Consider the following 16,371-nt stretch of genomic DNA (forward strand, 5'->3'; position numbering starts at 1 on the left):
ACAGCATAACGGAAACCGAAAAACGAGTAAAGAAAAAACTGTACAGAACCCTGTACAGTCAAAGTGGCCTCAGCCTTCGATATTTTTAACAATCACCTGCAAACGGCCGTTGCGCATTTCCGCCTGGCCGGAAAGCCGGATGCCTGCCTCTTCATTGAGCAGCCGGTTAAAAGTGGCGTACTCCTTTGGAAACACGGTGCATTCAACTTCTCCGGTGTCGTCCTGGAGCCTGAAGAACGCCATCGCCTCCCCTTTTTTCGTACGGATCCGTTTGATGTCATCGATGATCCCTGCGACGCGCACCCGGCCGCTGCCCCCTCCAAGGGCCGCAACGTCTGCATATTGTCCCGGGCTCTGCGACTTCAGCCTGGCAGCAGGGTGCTGCGATACATAGAATCCGAGTGTATCTCGCTCGTATTGGAGCTTCAGTGCTTCCGGGAGCGTCCCGGCTTCAGAGTACTTCTGCCGTCCGAATGATGCAGTGTCTCCTCCGAACAGGTCATCCTCTTCTGAAGGCCTGACGAGATTCGCATAGGTTTCAGCGGCCGCAATCGAAGCAAGCAGGACTGCCCGGTCGGGATGGAAGTCATCAAGCGCACCGGAACGTGCGAGCGGTTCGGCCGCACCACGGGTGAAATGGGCACCCGATAGGGCCACCGCCATGTCGAACAGATCCTCCCATTGGCCCGTCCGCTTTCTTGCGTCCAAGAGTTTCCTGATGAACGGTGCAGGTACGCCCTTGATGCCTGAGAGCCCATATCGGATCGCTCCGTCTTCCACCCGGCACGCATATCCGCTTTTCAGGACGGATGGAGGCAAGATGCGGATTCCTTTCGACCGGATTTCGCCGACGAGCTTTGAGACCCGATCCGCGTCCCCCGCCGCCTGTGAAAGCAGGGCCGCGTAGAAGTATGCCGGCTCATGCGCTTTCAGGTAGGCCAGGCGGAATGAGATCAGCGAATAGGCCACCGCGTGGCTTTTCGGAAAGCCGTAATCTGCAAATCTGACGATGTAGTCGTAGACCATCGTGGCGGAGCGACGGTCGTATCCGCGGGATTCCGCCCCCCGGACAAAGTGCTCCCGTTCCCGCTCCAGAATCTCCCGCTTTTTCTTGCTGACGGCACGGCGGAGAATGTCCGCTTCGCCCATTGTAAATCCTGCCATCCTTACGGCAATCTGCATGATCTGTTCCTGGTAGACGATGATGCCATATGTTTCCTCCAGAATAGGATCGATATCCGGGTGGATGGACGGGACGCGCTCTTTACCGTGCATCCTGCGCTCGAACACCGGGATATTATCCATAGGTCCGGGGCGGTAGAGCGCATTGATAGCGTATATGTCACTAAAACGTTCAGGTTTCAGCTTTCTCAGTGTATCCCGCATTCCGGCGGACTCAAATTGGAAAATGCCCGTCATGTCACCCGACTGGAACAGTTGGATCGTCGCCGGGTCATCCAAGGGGATCTTGCCAAAATCCAGTTCGAGATTGCGGTCATAACGGATCATGGAGCGGATCCGGTCGAGCAGCGTGAGGTTCCTGAGACCGAGAAAGTCCATCTTGAGAAGTCCGCGCTCCTCCACTTCCTTCATCGGCCACTGTGTGAGATAGATACCTTCAGAGCCGCCCGTCAGAGGAACCGCCTCCACCAGCGGTACAGGAGAAAGAACAACACCTGCGGCATGGGTTGATGCATTTCTCGGGATGCCTTCAAGCGCGAGTGCGGCTTCCAGCCACTTTTGTCTGAGCTCTGCACTTTCAGCCCACCGTGCCAACGGAGATCCCGGAGCGGCCGCCTGTTCCAGTGTCATGCCCGGTCGCCCCGGTATCATCTTGGAAATTTCCCGCTGCTCCGCTTCAGGAAAACCGAATACCCGCGCTGTACTCCTCGCAGCTGCACGCGCGGAAAGAGTCCCGAACGTGATAATCTGCGCCACGTGGTCGCGTCCGTATTTTTCTGCGACATACTCAATGACTTCGTGGCGGCGGTGGTCCGCGAAATCCACGTCGATATCGGGCATGCTGACCCTCTCCGGATTGAGGAATCGCTCAAAGATCAGTCCATAGGCAATAGGGTCGACATCGGTGATCCGGAGTGCATAGGCGACAAGGGAGCCTGCCGAGGAACCGCGTCCCGGACCCGTAAGAATACCTTTGGAAGCTGCATGGGAGATGAAATCAGCCGTGATCAGAAAATAGTCCGAGTAGCCCATCGAAAAAATGACATTCAGTTCATGCTCAAGCCGTTTCCCATAAATGTCCGGCACGGATCCTAGGCGCTCCTGCAACCCGTCCAGACAGTCACGGCGGAGCCTTCCGTCCGCCGTCTCCCCCTCTCCAAGCGGGTACTTGGACATGAGGCGCTCCGCCTCCGGAACCGTATCACTGCAGGACATCAAAAGCGCATATGTCGCTTCCAGCCATTCCGGATGATCGCCAAACCGTTCCAAGAGCTCATCCGGCATCGGTAATTGGGCATCAGGCAGATCGGCAAGACTGTTTTCCGACAGCTTTCCTCCCTCGTCGATCAGCCGCGCGACCCGGTAGGCGAATGCATCGGCCGGCCGCAGGTAGCGGGCGACTGCCACCGCACAAACTGCAAGCCCGGATGAATCCGCAAATTCCGTCCAAAGGTCCTCATCGGGATTCTGCCTGTTAGCAGGCCTGGAAATCCCGACCCATACGCGATCCGGGCCGCCTGATTCCAGAGCCTGCTGCATGGCGCTTTGCGGATCGCCTTCAGCCATTGCGCCAGGATCAAAGACGACCAGACACCCACGGCCGTATGCCCTCATCCAGGCCAACGGCAGCGTCTCCCGTTCCCTGACCGAAAGGGCACTGCTCATCTTTAGGAGATTCTGGTATCCCCCGTCATCTTTCGCATAAATAAAAGCCGGCAGAACGCCGGCTTCCGTCTCGATCTGTACACTGAGTCCGATGACGGGCCGGATGCCCGCGGCTTTCACCGCCCGGGCAAATGGCAGGACGCCGTACAGCTTCGTATTGACGATTGCCGCCGCACCAGCTCTCCGCTCCTTCAGCGCTGCCGGGAGCATAACGGTCCGGATGATGCTCTGCAGCGGATCATCCGATGTCATGATCTGTGCATATGCGATGTCCATCCCGATCCCTCCCTTGTTATGATCTGAAAAGTTCCCTCAGGGCTTCTGCGGCAAGCTCGGCTTCCGCCCAATCCTTCGCTGATGCGCCGGCAGCGAGCGCATGGCCGCCTCCTCCGAACCGCCGTGCCAGATCGTTGACGACAGGACCCTTGGACCGGAACCGCAGCCGGATCTGGTCTTCCTCTTCGACGAGGAAGACCCAGGCGATCAGCCCCTTGACACCGCCTGGCACTCCCACCAGTTTTGCCGTGTCCGAAGCAGTGACGCCAAACTCGTCCATCGTCTCTGACGTGATCTTGACCACACCCACACCGTTGTCCACTTCGAGATTCTGAAGGATATAACCGTTCAGCCTCAGAAGCGGCGCATCCATCTCGTACATGGCATTGTGGAGAGATGGCCGGTCAAAGCCGTGTGACACAAGCTCAGCCGCTGCAAGGAATGTCTCCGGTCCGGACGATGGATGCAGGAAGCGGCCGGTATCACCGATGATGCCCGCGTAAAGCAGGCGGGCGGCTTCCTCACTCATCTTCCAGCCGTGCGATTGTTCCCCTTCCTTGAACAGCCTGTAAATCAGCTCGCTTGTTGCACTTGTCTCGGGCTCCACCCAACGCAAGGTGCCGTACCGATCATCATCTGGATGGTGGTCTATCTTGATGAGCTCGGCCCCTTTGCCATAATGGCCGCCATCGATCCTTGCGGTATTCGCCGTATCGGTCACAATGACCAGAGCGCCTTCATAGTCGGCCTCTGTCACTTCATCCGGACTGCCGAGGTAGTCCAGCGAGAAATCATGGTCTCCGGCCGCAAAAACCTCTTTGCCCGGATAATTGTCACGAATCAGCGTTTTCAGCCCGAGCTGGGATCCGTAAGCATCGGGATCCGGCCGCACATGCCGATGGATGATGACCCTATCGTAGCGTTCAATTGTGTCAATGATTTGTCGTTTCAAGCTTGTTCCCCCCATCCCACGGTCTTTTCCCTTCGCAATCCGGCAAAAATCGAGATACAATGAGAACAGTTTTGCTTGACCGGAGGGATTCGATGCTTAATCTGATTTTAACCGCACTCATTATTTTCGCGGCGGTTGCCTACTTGTATTTCAAGACGAAACAGTTCCGCACGACTCTTCAGGCGGAGCGGCAGTACCATCGGAGCAGCGCTTCAGCCGCACTTGGGGCGTTTATCATGCTGTTCGGCGTGAGCCAGCTGTTCCTGTTCGGCGGATTGGCCGTTTACCTGGTCTCCGCAGTATTCGTCCTGCTCGGGCTTTATGTCTTTGTCCATAACTTCAAGGCGAGAAAGCACTATGCCGGCTTCCTTGAAGAGGAAAGACGTCTGAATGAAAAGTGATGCACATCTGTGCATCACTTTTTTTATCGTTCAAATACTTGGAGCATCATCATCGCCTTGCCGACGATCACGTCACCGCTATGCACAGTAAACTCCATCTTGGCAAAGTGCCGGCTCATATCAAGCAGTTCCGGTCTGATCCGGACTGTAGAGCCGAGTTGGACATGTTTCATGAAATAGACCGACATACTTTCAATGACGCTTTCTCCGCGCTTCCGCTTTTTCAGGAATTGATCGGCCGCCTCGGAAAGCATGATCGTCAGTGCACCGTGTGACAGTGACCCAAGCGGGTTTGTCATCCGTGGTGTCACAGTAAAGAGAAGAGTCGACTCAGCTTCTTGGTCTTCCTCCATCTGCGAGCGCACAAGATCCTCGAAGGTATCGCCCTGATGGGGCTGACGCTGTGCGACCTGGAGCGCCTTCAGGACATCCTGGCGGCTGATTACCCCTACTAGCCTGTCCCCTGTCGAGACGACCGGCATCAGGTCGATTCCTTCCCAAATCATACGGTGGGCGGCCGATGCGACACTCATCTTCATCCCCGCAGAAATCGGCTTCGGGGTCATGACACGCTCAATCGGGACTTCGCCGTCCATCCCGATCACATCCTTCGCCGTAACAATCCCGACAAGCCGGCCGTTGCCGCTTGTCACCGGGAAAGCGCCGTGCGATGTTGTTTTATTGCGCGCATGAAAATCGGACACCAGGTCGTCAGCATCCAATGTCGCCGTCTGGCTGATCGGCACAATAATATCCTCTATGAGCAGGATGTCCTTTTCGATCAGTTGGTCGTAGATCGCACGATTGATCATCGTCGCCACGGTGAACGTGTCGTAGCTGGTTGAAATAATCGGCAGTTCCATCTCATCGGCAAGCTTTTTCACTTCGTCCGATGCATCAAACCCTCCGGTGATCAGCACTGCCGCACCTGCACGGATCGCATTGCCGTGTACTTTCAGGCGGTTCCCGACAATCAGCAAACTGCCCGGATCGGTGTAGCGCATCATGTCTTCCATCTGCATCGCACCGATAACAAATTTCGTCAGTGTCTTATGAAGGCCGTTGCGGCCGCCAAGCACCTGTCCATCAACGATATTCACCACTTCGGCGAAAGTCAGCCGTTCGATGTTTTCCTTCTTTTTCTGTTCGATCCGGATCGTCCCGACCCGTTCAATCGTATTAACGAGTTTCCGGTTCTCCGCTTCCTTTATGGCGCGGTAGGCTGTCCCTTCAGAGACAGACATCTCTTTGGCGACCTGGCGGACGGAAATCTTGTCGCCGACCGGCAGGCTCTCGATGTATTGCAGAATTTTCTCATGTTTTGTCGCCACGTCGTCACCTTTTCCCAACTTCTGATGATTCCATCTTACCATAGTGGCGGTGGCTGAAAAGTAAAAAGAACCCCTGAAGAACGGGGTTCCGCTTTGGCCGCTGAAATCTCGGACGGGACATTCGGACAAGGTCCGTGATCGAAAAATCCTCAAAAGTCCTGCGCTTCAATTGATTGGTTCAAAGTTCGATTGAGTCGCCTGCATTCATGATCCGGACTTCGGTACCGTCCACTAGCTCCTTGAATGATTCAGGATCCTGCCTGATCGGCGGGAAGGTGTCGAAATGGATCGGCACGGCGAGTTTCGGCTTGATGAGACCGACTGCATAAGCGGCATCCTCCGGTCCCATCGTGAAATTATCCCCGATCGGGACAAAGGCGATGTCCGCCGGGTGACGCTTTCCGATCAGCTCCAAATCAGAGAAGAGGCCGGTGTCACCGAGGTGGTGGACCGTCTTACCTTCCGCCGTGAACAGGATCCCCGCAGGCATACCGGTATAGATGATTTCCTGGCTGTCCTCCTTGATGAAGGAAGAACCGTGGAAGGCCTGGGTAAACTTCACTTTTCCGAAGTCAAATTGGTTCGCGCCGCCGATATGCATCGGGTGAACATTTACTCCTTGCCAGCCAAGCCAGACAGCCAGCTCGTTTGGCGCGACGACAAGAGCACCGGAACGCTTGGCGATATCAATCGTGTCACCCACGTGGTCCCCGTGCCCATGCGTCAGAAGGATGGCATCCGGATTTTCCTCGTCGGCCTTCAGGTCGGTTAACTCATTGCCTGTAATAAATGGATCGATCAGGATTGTATGGCTTTCCGTCTTGATCTTAACGACGGAATGACCGTGGTAGGATACTTTCATGAACGCATTCCCCTTTCACTGTTCGCTCCCGGCATGTTTCGACAGGGTGTGCGGCGAATCCTTCTTTTTGCTATGATGGATTCAAGCAGAAAGGCTGGTGTTCGCTTTGGAAAAGTTGAAGGAAATCAGAAGTTACATGGACGAAAACGGTATTGACACTGCGTTGATCACAACCCCGGACAATGTATTTTATCTTTCGGGCTTCAAGAGCAACCCTCATGAACGGCTTCTGGCAGTCGCGGTATTCCGTGATGCCGAGCCTTTCGTCATCGCGCCGAAGATGGAACTGCCGGACGTCCAGGCGGCCGGTTGGACAGGCGATGCAGTGGGCCATGAAGATACTGATGACGCATGGGAGATTGTCGCCCGTTCCGTCAAAGAACGGGGCATCGCTCCCTCCCTCATCGCGATCGAGAAGTCCCATATGAATGTCGAACGTTACGAACGCCTGAGAGAGCTTTATCCGGAAGCTGCATTCACAGGGCTCGACAGCAAGCTGAATGCAATGCGGAACATCAAGGATGAAGCCGAACTCGAAAAACTCCGCGAGGCCGCACGCCTGGCCGATTACGCGGTTGAAGTCGGCTGCCGTGAAATCGCGGAGGGCAAGACGGAATTGGAAATTTTGACGGCCATCGAATTCGAAATGAAGAAAAAAGGCGTATCTCATATGTCCTTTGACACGATGGTGCTGAGCGGCAAAAAGACGGCTTCCCCGCACGGCAAGCCAGGCAGCCGGAAAATCCAAAAAGGGGACTTTATCCTGTTTGACCTCGGGGTAGTCTGGGAAGGTTACTGCTCAGACATCACCAGGACGGTGGCATTCGGAGAACCGACGGCCGAAATGCGGGAAATCTATGAAACCGTCCGGCGTGCCGAGCAGGCTGCCGTCGAAGCGGTCCAACCGGGCATCCGTGCCATGGATCTCGACAAGACTGCACGTGATGTGATCACAGAAGCCGGCTACGGCGAGTACTTCACCCACCGTCTCGGGCACGGTCTCGGAATCTCAGTTCATGAATTCCCTTCCCTTCATGGTTCCAACGAGATGGAACTGGAGGAAGGCATGGTCTTTACAATCGAACCGGGCATCTATCATCCGGAAATCACCGGCGTCAGGATCGAGGATGACGTTGTTGTCACGGCCGACGGTGTAGAAGTTCTGACGCAATTCCCGAAAGAACTCCAGATCATCGGCTGATCACGTCGGCAGCCTGCAAAACGAATACAGCAATACAGCAAAACCGCCGAAGGAAAATACCTTCGGCGGTTTTGCATTCCTATTATTGAAGCAGCGAATCGACCGGGACGTATTCACGGCCCTGGTCTTCTGCAACAGCTTTGTAAGTTACATGGCCTTCTAGCGTATTGAATCCTTTGCGGAGCGCTTCATTGTCAAGCGCTGCCTGCTTCCAGCCTTTGTTGGCTATTTGGAGCGCGTATGGAACGGTGACGTTCGTAAGTGCCATTGTAGACGTCCGTGGCACAGCACCCGGCATATTGGCAACGGCATAGTGGACCACGCCATGCTTTTCGTATGTTGGAGCATCATGTGTTGTGATGCGGTCGGATGTCTCGAAGATCCCGCCCTGGTCAATTGCGATATCGACAAGCACGGAACCCGGCTGCATCGACTTGACCATTTCTTCCGTAACGAGCTTCGGAGCTTTCGCGCCAGGGATCAGGACCGCTCCGACGACGAGGTCCGCATCCTTTACCGCTTCTGCGATGTTGAAAGGATTTGACATAAGTGTCTGAATGTCGTTGCCGAACTGGTCATCAAGCTGGCGGAGACGCTCGGGGCTCAAGTCGACAACGGTCACTTCCGCTCCCATGCCGACAGCTACACGGGCAGCGTTTGCGCCGGCCATCCCGCCGCCGATGACGGCAACCTTTCCGCGCTGCACGCCCGGCACACCGGAAAGGAGGATCCCCTTTCCGCCGTGGATGCGCTCGAGGAACTGGGCACCGATCTGTGTCGCCATGCGGCCCGCCACTTCACTCATCGGTGAGAGAAGTGGCAGTGAGCGGTTCGGCAGCTGAACAGTCTCGTAGGCGATGCCGACGACTTTGTTTTCGAGCAGCGCCGCAGTGAGTTCTTCTTCCGGTGCCAGGTGGAGATAAGTGAAAAGGATGAGCCCTTCACGGAAGTATTGGTATTCGGATGCGACCGGCTCTTTAACTTTCATCACCATTTCCGCATCCCAGGCTTCGCGCGCTGATTCGACGATGGCCGCCCCCGCGTCGCGATAGTCTGTATCTGTGAAGCCGGAGCCTTCTCCCGCTCCCGTTTCAATCAGGACTTCGTGGCCCGCCAATTTCAGCGTTACCACTCCTGCAGGTGTCATCGCCACGCGGTTTTCATTGTTTTTGATTTCTTTTGGTATACCGATACGCATTTCCTAAACCCTCCCGTATGTCTATCCTTGGTTGTTGGGCAGAAGGACCGCTTGTCCCCTGTTTCTGCAGTTCCATCATACCACTCTTTTTTTGGGGCGGAAGCGCTTTTTATTTGAACCGCCACAATTTTGCCACTGTTCCCTCCAAGGCTATGCAGGATTCGCCAATGCTCACCCCGAAAAAGTACTATAGTAAAAAGTAGGGAGGGAACGATATGACATTAAATTACAAAAATCTGCTTGTTGCAGTAGATGGTTCGAAGGAAGCCGAATGGGCTTTCAAGAAGTCGGTCGGCATTGCAAAGCGGAACAACGCCACACTTAACCTCGTGAACATCATCGACACGCGTTCGTTTGCCGCGGTCGAGGCATATGATCGCTCCATTGCGGATCGTGCCCAGAAATTTGCTGATGAACTCCTCACCGACTACAAGAAGGAAGCTGAAGCAGCCGGTGTAAAAGATGTCAACATCGTTGTTGAATATGGTTCCCCTAAGACGATGATTCCTCGTGACATCTCCAAAAAGGTACACGCTGATCTGATCATTTGCGGTGCAACTGGCCTAAATGCCGTCGAACGCTTCCTGATCGGCTCAATTTCGGAGACGATTGTCCGCAGTGCCAAGTGTGACGTGCTCGTAATCCGGACAGAGGAACTGCCCGGTGAAGGGCCGGTTGCCGAATAACCCAAAAAGGGATGTGCAGCATACGCGCTGCACATCCCTTTTGTTATTTCTTTTGATAACCGTTTTCTTCAGCCCAAGCATCCACTTTTCCGAAAAAGGCAGTGACTGCATTGGCATTTTTCAGATCTGGCGCCTGCGCCAGCAATACTTCCGGTTTCGGTCCCGTCCGGCCGTCCGGTTTTCTTAGAAGCAGCAGGGTCTTGGCATTTGCGCGGTTCTTGAAGAGACCTTCCGGCAGCGCAATGACACCGAGGATCTCCGCCTCGTCTTTAAGGAATGTGTGGAGCTGAGTCGCAAATTCCGATTCAAACAAGTTCGCGGGCACGACAAAGATCCCGTGACCGCCTTTTTTTAGGTGACGCATCGACTGCTCTATAAACAGATGGTGAGCGTAGGAATGGCCTTCCTCCGCCCTAAGATTGTAATTCATCGCGTTTTCATCGTCGGGGTAATAACCGACCGGCAAGTCCGTGATAACAAGATCTGCCGGGTCGACCATGAGCGGACGAAGTGAATCCTGGTGATACAGGGTCACCGGCTGCGCCAGCAGGTCGGCAGAAGCAGCCGCGAGCTGAATCAGCAGATCATCGATCTCAGATCCGCTCGCCGCAGTACGTCCGTCCATGAAGTTCATGACAGTATACAGCAAGTTGCCTGTGCCGATTGCCGGGTCGAACAGGGTGATATACGGCTTGCCGCCTGAAAGCCGGTCTGCGAGGTAACCGGCAATGAGACCGATGGAATCCGGGGTCATCTGATGGTTCGGCTGGGCACTTTCTTTCATGCCCTTCAGCATGGCAAGCTGTAGGCCCTTTCGCACTTCTTCCTTTTCTGCCTGGTCCGCTTCGGGGGAAATTTTCCCGTCAGCCCATGCCCTTACTGTCTCAAGCACGGCTTCCAGATAAAGCGTCCCCTCTTTTTTTGATATCCTCTCGGCGTGCCCGTCGAGAAAGTTGAAGATCTGTTCTGTATTGGTTTCCATGGTCATCCTCCGCAAATGAGAAACCCACTCGCCGGAGTGGGTTTCGTTTTGTTTATTCCGCCAGTTTCTTGACTGCGTCGATGGCTTTGTCGTAGTCCGGGTGGTCTGTGCCTTCCGGAACATATTCGACATAGGCCACTTTGCCGTCCTTGTCGATTACGAAGACGCTCCGTGCCAGGAGGCGCAGCTCCTTCATGACAGTGCCGTACGCCGTGCCGAACGACAGGTCGCGGTGGTCGGAAAGTGTATGGGCATTGTCCAGGCCTTCCGATGCTTTCCAGCGCGCCTGCGCGAATGGCAGGTCTGCGGAAATCGTCAGAACCGTCACGTCATCGCCGAGATCGGTGACCGCTTCGTTGAAGCGTTTTGTCTGTGTCGAGCAGACGCCCGTATCGATCGACGGAATGACGCTGATGAGACGGATCTTCCCTTCCGTGTCTTTTAGCGTGAAGGGAGTCAGATCATTTTGGAGAACTGTAAAGTCCGGTGCCTCGTCACCCACATTGATTTCTGTGCCGAGGAGTGTAACCGGTTGTTGTTTGAATGTAACTTGAGCCATATTGCAACGCCTCCTTTTCACTCAGTGTACTAGAGTGCGTGACCGTCTTGCAAACGGTTCGCATAACCGCGTGGCCGCTCAGCCTTCCGGTAACGTTCTTCATGGATGACGAGTGTATCTGCGATATAGTCGTGCAACGCTTCCTTTTTCGGGGTGAAGCCGACCACGAGGTAGAGAACCGCCAATGTCTTGGAGAAATACCTGCCGATCCATTCGCGGAACAGGATCGTCTTCCAGTCCAGCGGCCCGCCATCCCTGCGGATAACCCGAATGCCGGTAACCATCTTGCCGACTGTCTGGCCGAAGTATTTCGTCATGAGGATGAAATACAGGAAGAAGACAGCGGCAGTCAGCAGATTGTACGGCGCATACCAGGCTTCAGGTGCAATCTCCAGACCTGCCAGCCTGAACAGCGGACGCACTGCCAGCATGCTGAGTGACCCGAGGACGATCAGGTCGATCAGATACGCCCAGAAGCGGATCCAGAACCCTGCATAGGCATGCTGGAATTCCTTCGGTTCAGGGAAGGATCCGGACAGATGACCGGTTCCTTGAATTGGTTCTGTCATTTGAATCCCTCCTCACTTTTTACCGTACAGGTACATCATGCGCGGCGAGTTATAGTCGGACAGCACCTGTCCGATGATGCGGCTTTCCAGATCCCCCTGGAAGAGCGACTGCATCTTTACCCCGAACATTGAGCCGAAGCCCGCATCCATACCGTATTCGAAAAGCTGGGCTTTATTCAGGTCATGGTCTTCCCGGAGCCCGGCAATTGCATCTTCCAGCCGGCCGGTTTCATCAGCCAGTTGAGCCTCGACTGCCTGCCCGCCGTTCATGATCCGTCCGTCCGCCCATTTCTTCACATCAGCTTCGCTCATTCCGCGGCCGGCCTCGATAACATCGACAAATCGCTCATACGAGTCGTTCAGCATCGTCTGAAGCATGTTCCGCTCTTCTTCCGTCATGTCTCTTGTCGGGCTCATGATGTCCTTGTACTCCCCCGATTTGATCGTGACAAAGTCGATGCCGTGCTCTTCCGCGAATCCGCCATAGTTGACGCTTTCCATGATGACGCCGATCGATCCGGTCAGGGTCTCCTTATGTACGAAGATCTTGTCTGCCGGTGCAGAAATGTAATAGCCGCCCGATGCAGCCATGCCGCCCATGCTCACATAGACAGGGATGTCCTTTTCTTCCTTGATTTCGACAAGCTTGTCATGGATATCCGACGATTCCACAACACCGCCGCCCGGAGAGTTCACATACAGGACCACACCCTTGACGGAATTGTCCTCCCGGATCATCTCAAGCTGCTCCATGAATGCCTGATGGTTGTATCCTGTTGCCGCAAACAACGGGGAGGCTGCACCCGTGTCCTGAATAATTCCGTCTACCCGGAGCAATGCGATCCGGTTCCTCGCGTCCCCGTCCTCAACGACCTGTTCCATTTGTCCGCCGGCAGACGCAAGACTGTCCTCCATCATCGTCTTCCAGTTCATGGTCATGATGGAAGATACAGTATTGATGCCCGCCGCGAAGACGAACAGAAGCACGGCCCCACCGAGGGCGATCCATCGTTTCATGTTCATGTGATTTCTACCTCCCTTTCCAACTCTCTATACGGTCAATAACCCCGGTGCGTTTCATTTTTCTTGGGCAAGCCTCATCTTTTTCATCATCCGGAACTTTGATACCGTCACCAGGATCAGTCCGGCCCAGATGAAGGAAAAGACGATCAGTTCAATTGCACCAAATGCCTCACCATAGACCACGACTCCCAGAAACAGCATCATCGTAGGCGCGATGTACTGAAGGAAGCCGAGCAGATACAGCGGCATGCTCTGTGCCCCTTTTGCGAAAAGGACAAGCGGGATAGCCGTCGCCGCTCCGGATAATACGATGAGCACGACAGTACCCGTGTCTGACTCGAAAAACACGAGCCTGCCGGATGTCTCCGCCCAGATCAGATAGATGATCGCTGCCGGCGCGATAAATGCCGTCTCGATCGTCAGTCCCCTTAGGGAATCAAGATGAATCGTCTTTTTTGCAAAACCGTAGATGGCAAAGGTTCCTGCCAGTCCGAGCGCCAGCCACGGAAACGTGCCATGTGAAACAGTGATGATCAGTACCCCTGTCAAGGCCAGCACAACGGCTGCTTTTTCCGGTGAAGACAACCGCTCCTTCAGGAAGACGATCCCGAGCAGGATCGACAAAAGCGGATTGATGTAATATCCCAGACTGGTCTGGACAATATGGCCGTTATTGACCGCCCAGATAAACAGGAACCAATTGCCTGAAATGATGACGGAAGCCCCGAATAGGCTCCAGAATGCCCGCTTGTTTTTCCAGAGAGCTTTCAGATCTATGGCCAGCTGCTTACCCTGTCCCAATAGCAGGACTACAACCCCCGTGGTGATGGACGCCCAGAATATCCGCTGGGCAAGAACTTCCCCGCTCGGCACATGACCGAGGGCTTTCCAATAAATCGGCAGCACTCCCCATATAAGGTAAGCGGAGGCCGCCCAGATGATGCCTGCTTTCTCCTTGTTTTCCAAGGACGGTCCCTCCTTTCTTGCGCTGCGTACGCACCAAACTAAAAAACCTCCCCGATGCAACCCGGGGAAGGTTTGACCTATGCCCATCCGATTGCGCCGGACGGAGAGGATAGTGAGGACGAGAGTCAGCTCATGGCTTCCTGCTTACGCAGTTCGACTCTCATGATCTTGCCTGAAGCGGTCTTCGGCAACTCATCAAGGAACTCGACCGCACGCGGATACTTGTACGGTGCCGTGACTGTTTTCACGTGCTCCTGCAGGCTCTTTACGAGTTCCTCGGAAGCTTCTTCCGGATTCCTGAGAACGATGAATGCTTTGACGATGCTTCCCCGGTCCGGATCAGGACTTGCCACAACGGCACATTCCTTGACTGAAGGATGCTTGGTCAGCGCATCTTCCACTTCAAACGGACCGATTGTATAACCCGACGAGATGATGATGTCATCGGCACGTCCCTCAAACCAGAAATAGCCGTCCTCATCCCTCTTGGCCCGGTCGCCCGTTACATAATAATCCCCACGGAACTGACGGCTTGTCCGCTCCGGATCATTCAGGTACTCCTTGAACAGCGCCGGCGTATCGACATGTACCGCAATGTCTCCCGCCTCACCGGCGGCGCATGGCTTTCCTTCATCATCGATGATTTCCACACGGTTACCCGGTGTTGGCTTGCCCATCGAACCCGGGCGCGCTTCCATGCCTTTCATCGTACCGACCAATAAAGTATTCTCGGTCTGCCCGTATCCGTCACGGACTTCGAGCGAGAACTCTCGGCGGAAGGTTTCAATCACTTCAATATTGAGAGGCTCCCCGGCTGATACGGCGCTATGGAGCGAAGAGAGATCATAGTCGCCCAATTGGTCCGTTTTTGCCATCAGCCGATACTCGGTCGGTGTGCAGCAAAGGACATTGACCCCGTACTGTCCGATGAGTTCCAGGTATTTTTTCGGCTCAAAGCGCCCATTGTAGACAAATCCTGTTGATCCGCTGCCGAGCACAGCCAGGAACGGCGACCATATCCACTTCTGCCAGCCGGGGCTTGCAGTCGCCCAGACAGTGTCTCCGTCTTCGATGCCGAGCCAGTTGGCAGCGGTGGTCCGCAGGTGAGCGTAGCCCCAGCCATGGGTATGGACAACGCCCTTCGGCTTGCCTGTAGTGCCTGATGTATAAGACAGGAACGCCATATCACTGCTTGACGTCTCTGCGGCGGCGAATTGGTCGGATGCCTTTTCCATTTCGTCGAGAAGCTGGATACCCTGTTCCGACTCGCCGACGATGAACAGCTCAACGCCGTCCATATGCCGGGCTTCCTTAAACTGATCGGCGAATGGGGCATAGGCGATAATCGCCTTGGCATCGCTATGCACGAGCCGGTAATCGATATCTGTCGCACGAAGCATTTCAGAACTCGGAATGACAACGATGCCGGCTTTTAGGGCAGCCACATAGGCCACATAAGCTTCGATCAGCCGGGGCATCATGACGATGACAACATCGCCTTTTCCGAGCCCATGTGAGACAAGCACATTCGCGCAGCGGTTTGCACGGGCCATCAATTCCCGGTAAGTCAGCTCCCGTGTTTCCTGGCCGTCTGTCCAGATCAGCGCCTTGTGCGCCGGATCATCGGCGTATTTTTCAAATTCCGAAGCCAGGTTGTACCGCTCCGGAGCAAGCAGGTCTTCTCTTTTCATGCCCAGTCACCCCTTTTCCATGTTCATATCCGATTATACGCCTAACATTTGAGCGTTTCAAAATAGAAATTGTATTCGGAATTTAGTATGTATCGGCCGGGATACCGCACACTTGATAAAAGCGGGGGAATAACTGCACAATTCAAAGACCGCCCGTCTTTGACGGGCGGCCTTCGCTTACATTATTGTTGGCCCTTCATTTGCTGCTGTGCCATCGAAACCAAACGCTTGGTGATTTCTCCGCCAACGGAACCGTTGGCACGCGATGTTGCGTCGGCACCCAGCTGAACTCCGAATTCCTGAGCGATTTCGTACTTCATCTGGTCAAGTGCTTGGCGGACACCAGGTACGAGAAGCTGGTTGGAATTATTGTTGTCGTTTGCCATGGATGTATCACCTCCTTGTGCTCATAGAATGTGCCGGAGGCAAATTATCATACGGCAGAATATCTGGAAATTAAATAGATCAGGCGGATAATCCGCGACTATGCCGCACACTTTATTCAGAAAGACCGGTATAAATTAAAGACCGCCCGTCTTGGACGGGCGGCCTTCGCTTACGTTATTGTTGGCCCTTCATTTGCTGTTGTGCCATCGAAACCAAACGCTTGGTGATTTCTCCGCCAACGGAACCGTTGGCACGCGATGTTGCGTCGGCACCCAGCTGAACTCCGAATTCCTGAGCGATTTCGTACTTCATCTGGTCAAGCGCTTGGCGGACACCAGGTACGAGAAGCTGGTTGGAATTGTTGCTGTTGTTGTTTGCCATGATGTATCACCTCCTTGTGCACATAGAATGTGCCGGAGACGGACAATCATACAGCGAAA

The 16,371-nt window shown here is 54.6% G+C and carries 16 protein-coding genes; 3 read left to right on the forward strand and 13 right to left on the reverse strand.

Features of this window, described 5'->3' with window-relative positions; translation table 11 throughout:
• Nucleotides 1–69: 69 nt before the first annotated feature.
• Both BMX91_RS07975 and BMX91_RS07980 read right to left on the reverse strand, forming a co-directional pair.
• A complete protein-coding gene (locus BMX91_RS07975) occupies nucleotides 70–3,123 on the reverse strand; it encodes a DNA polymerase III subunit alpha (protein WP_092051886.1) in 3,054 nt (1,017 codons plus the stop codon).
• 16 nt (nucleotides 3,124–3,139) lie between these two features.
• Nucleotides 3,140–4,075 (reverse strand): DHH family phosphoesterase, encoded by a 936-nt coding sequence (locus BMX91_RS07980; protein WP_092051888.1) that lies wholly within the window; start codon nucleotides 4,073–4,075, stop codon nucleotides 3,140–3,142.
• A gap of 92 nt (nucleotides 4,076–4,167) precedes the next feature.
• Between BMX91_RS07980 and BMX91_RS07985 the strand changes: the two genes are divergently transcribed.
• Nucleotides 4,168–4,476 (forward strand): YtpI family protein, encoded by a 309-nt coding sequence (locus tag BMX91_RS07985; RefSeq protein ID WP_092051890.1) that lies wholly within the window; start codon nucleotides 4,168–4,170, stop codon nucleotides 4,474–4,476.
• A gap of 23 nt (nucleotides 4,477–4,499) precedes the next feature.
• On the opposite strand, the gene BMX91_RS07990 is transcribed toward BMX91_RS07985, so the two are convergent.
• Nucleotides 4,500–5,807, reverse strand: a complete 1,308-nt coding sequence (locus tag BMX91_RS07990) for a DRTGG domain-containing protein (protein ID WP_092051893.1) — start codon at nucleotides 5,805–5,807, stop codon at nucleotides 4,500–4,502.
• A gap of 178 nt (nucleotides 5,808–5,985) precedes the next feature.
• Nucleotides 5,986–6,669, reverse strand: coding sequence for a metal-dependent hydrolase (locus BMX91_RS07995; RefSeq protein ID WP_092051896.1), 684 nt, complete (start codon nucleotides 6,667–6,669; stop codon nucleotides 5,986–5,988).
• 106 nt (nucleotides 6,670–6,775) lie between these two features.
• Here BMX91_RS07995 and BMX91_RS08000 point away from each other — a divergent pair, with 106 nt between their 5' ends.
• On the forward strand, nucleotides 6,776–7,870 hold the full coding sequence (locus BMX91_RS08000; RefSeq protein ID WP_092051899.1) for a M24 family metallopeptidase: 1,095 nt from the start codon (nucleotides 6,776–6,778) through the stop codon (nucleotides 7,868–7,870).
• Nucleotides 7,871–7,952: 82 nt separating this feature from the next.
• On the opposite strand, the gene ald is transcribed toward BMX91_RS08000, so the two are convergent.
• Nucleotides 7,953–9,068: an alanine dehydrogenase gene (ald, locus tag BMX91_RS08005; protein ID WP_092051902.1), complete on the reverse strand. Its 1,116-nt coding sequence runs from the start codon at nucleotides 9,066–9,068 to the stop codon at nucleotides 7,953–7,955.
• A gap of 215 nt (nucleotides 9,069–9,283) precedes the next feature.
• Here ald and BMX91_RS08010 point away from each other — a divergent pair, with 215 nt between their 5' ends.
• Nucleotides 9,284–9,754 (forward strand): universal stress protein, encoded by a 471-nt coding sequence (locus tag BMX91_RS08010; protein WP_092051904.1) that lies wholly within the window; start codon nucleotides 9,284–9,286, stop codon nucleotides 9,752–9,754.
• Nucleotides 9,755–9,797: 43 nt separating this feature from the next.
• Here BMX91_RS08010 and BMX91_RS08015 read toward each other — a convergent pair whose 3' ends face one another.
• From BMX91_RS08015 to BMX91_RS08050, 8 genes are all read right to left on the reverse strand, one after another.
• Nucleotides 9,798–10,736 (reverse strand): class I SAM-dependent methyltransferase, encoded by a 939-nt coding sequence (locus BMX91_RS08015; protein ID WP_092051907.1) that lies wholly within the window; start codon nucleotides 10,734–10,736, stop codon nucleotides 9,798–9,800.
• A 52-nt stretch (nucleotides 10,737–10,788) separates the two neighbouring features.
• On the reverse strand, nucleotides 10,789–11,295 hold the full coding sequence (gene tpx, locus BMX91_RS08020; RefSeq protein WP_092051910.1) for a thiol peroxidase: 507 nt from the start codon (nucleotides 11,293–11,295) through the stop codon (nucleotides 10,789–10,791).
• Between the two features lie 29 nt (nucleotides 11,296–11,324).
• Complete coding sequence (locus BMX91_RS08025) at nucleotides 11,325–11,864, reverse strand: RDD family protein (protein WP_092051912.1); 540 nt, start codon at nucleotides 11,862–11,864, stop codon at nucleotides 11,325–11,327.
• A 12-nt stretch (nucleotides 11,865–11,876) separates the two neighbouring features.
• Nucleotides 11,877–12,887: a signal peptide peptidase SppA gene (gene sppA / locus BMX91_RS08030; RefSeq protein ID WP_092051915.1), complete on the reverse strand. Its 1,011-nt coding sequence runs from the start codon at nucleotides 12,885–12,887 to the stop codon at nucleotides 11,877–11,879.
• 54 nt (nucleotides 12,888–12,941) lie between these two features.
• Nucleotides 12,942–13,853, reverse strand: coding sequence for an EamA family transporter RarD (gene rarD / locus BMX91_RS08035; RefSeq protein ID WP_092051918.1), 912 nt, complete (start codon nucleotides 13,851–13,853; stop codon nucleotides 12,942–12,944).
• 125 nt (nucleotides 13,854–13,978) lie between these two features.
• Entirely contained in the window at nucleotides 13,979–15,544 is a 1,566-nt protein-coding gene (gene mbcS / locus BMX91_RS08040) for an acyl-CoA synthetase MbcS (protein ID WP_092051921.1), read from the reverse strand.
• Between the two features lie 182 nt (nucleotides 15,545–15,726).
• Nucleotides 15,727–15,930, reverse strand: coding sequence for an alpha/beta-type small acid-soluble spore protein (locus BMX91_RS08045; protein WP_008299759.1), 204 nt, complete (start codon nucleotides 15,928–15,930; stop codon nucleotides 15,727–15,729).
• A 175-nt stretch (nucleotides 15,931–16,105) separates the two neighbouring features.
• The gene (locus BMX91_RS08050; RefSeq protein WP_008300213.1) at nucleotides 16,106–16,312 is read right to left on the reverse strand and encodes an alpha/beta-type small acid-soluble spore protein; all 207 of its coding nucleotides are present in this window, start codon (nucleotides 16,310–16,312) and stop codon (nucleotides 16,106–16,108) included.
• Between the last annotated feature and the right edge of the window lie 59 nt (nucleotides 16,313–16,371).

The sequence above is a fragment of the Bhargavaea ginsengi genome, from assembly GCF_900109165.1.
Classification (GTDB): Bacteria; Bacillota; Bacilli; order Bacillales_A; family Planococcaceae; genus Bhargavaea; species Bhargavaea ginsengi.

What these genes read in the sequence shown, in the direction of transcription:
- BMX91_RS08025 (WP_092051912.1), bottom strand. Translation starts at nt 11,864, where the DNA reads ATGACAGAACCAATTCAAGGAACCGGTCATCTGTCCGGATCCTTCCCT.
- sppA (WP_092051915.1), bottom strand. Translation starts at nt 12,887, where the DNA reads ATGAACATGAAACGATGGATCGCCCTCGGTGGGGCCGTGCTTCTGTTC.
- BMX91_RS07985 (WP_092051890.1), top strand. Translation starts at nt 4,168, where the DNA reads ATGCTTAATCTGATTTTAACCGCACTCATTATTTTCGCGGCGGTTGCC.
- BMX91_RS08010 (WP_092051904.1), top strand. Translation starts at nt 9,284, where the DNA reads ATGACATTAAATTACAAAAATCTGCTTGTTGCAGTAGATGGTTCGAAG.
- ald (WP_092051902.1), bottom strand. Translation starts at nt 9,068, where the DNA reads ATGCGTATCGGTATACCAAAAGAAATCAAAAACAATGAAAACCGCGTG.
- BMX91_RS08045 (WP_008299759.1), bottom strand. Translation starts at nt 15,930, where the DNA reads ATGGCAAACGACAACAATAATTCCAACCAGCTTCTCGTACCTGGTGTC.
- BMX91_RS07975 (WP_092051886.1), bottom strand. Translation starts at nt 3,123, where the DNA reads ATGGACATCGCATATGCACAGATCATGACATCGGATGATCCGCTGCAG.
- BMX91_RS08050 (WP_008300213.1), bottom strand. Translation starts at nt 16,312, where the DNA reads ATGGCAAACAACAACAGCAACAATTCCAACCAGCTTCTCGTACCTGGT.
- tpx (WP_092051910.1), bottom strand. Translation starts at nt 11,295, where the DNA reads ATGGCTCAAGTTACATTCAAACAACAACCGGTTACACTCCTCGGCACA.
- mbcS (WP_092051921.1), bottom strand. Translation starts at nt 15,544, where the DNA reads ATGAAAAGAGAAGACCTGCTTGCTCCGGAGCGGTACAACCTGGCTTCG.
- BMX91_RS08015 (WP_092051907.1), bottom strand. Translation starts at nt 10,736, where the DNA reads ATGGAAACCAATACAGAACAGATCTTCAACTTTCTCGACGGGCACGCC.
- BMX91_RS07995 (WP_092051896.1), bottom strand. Translation starts at nt 6,669, where the DNA reads ATGAAAGTATCCTACCACGGTCATTCCGTCGTTAAGATCAAGACGGAA.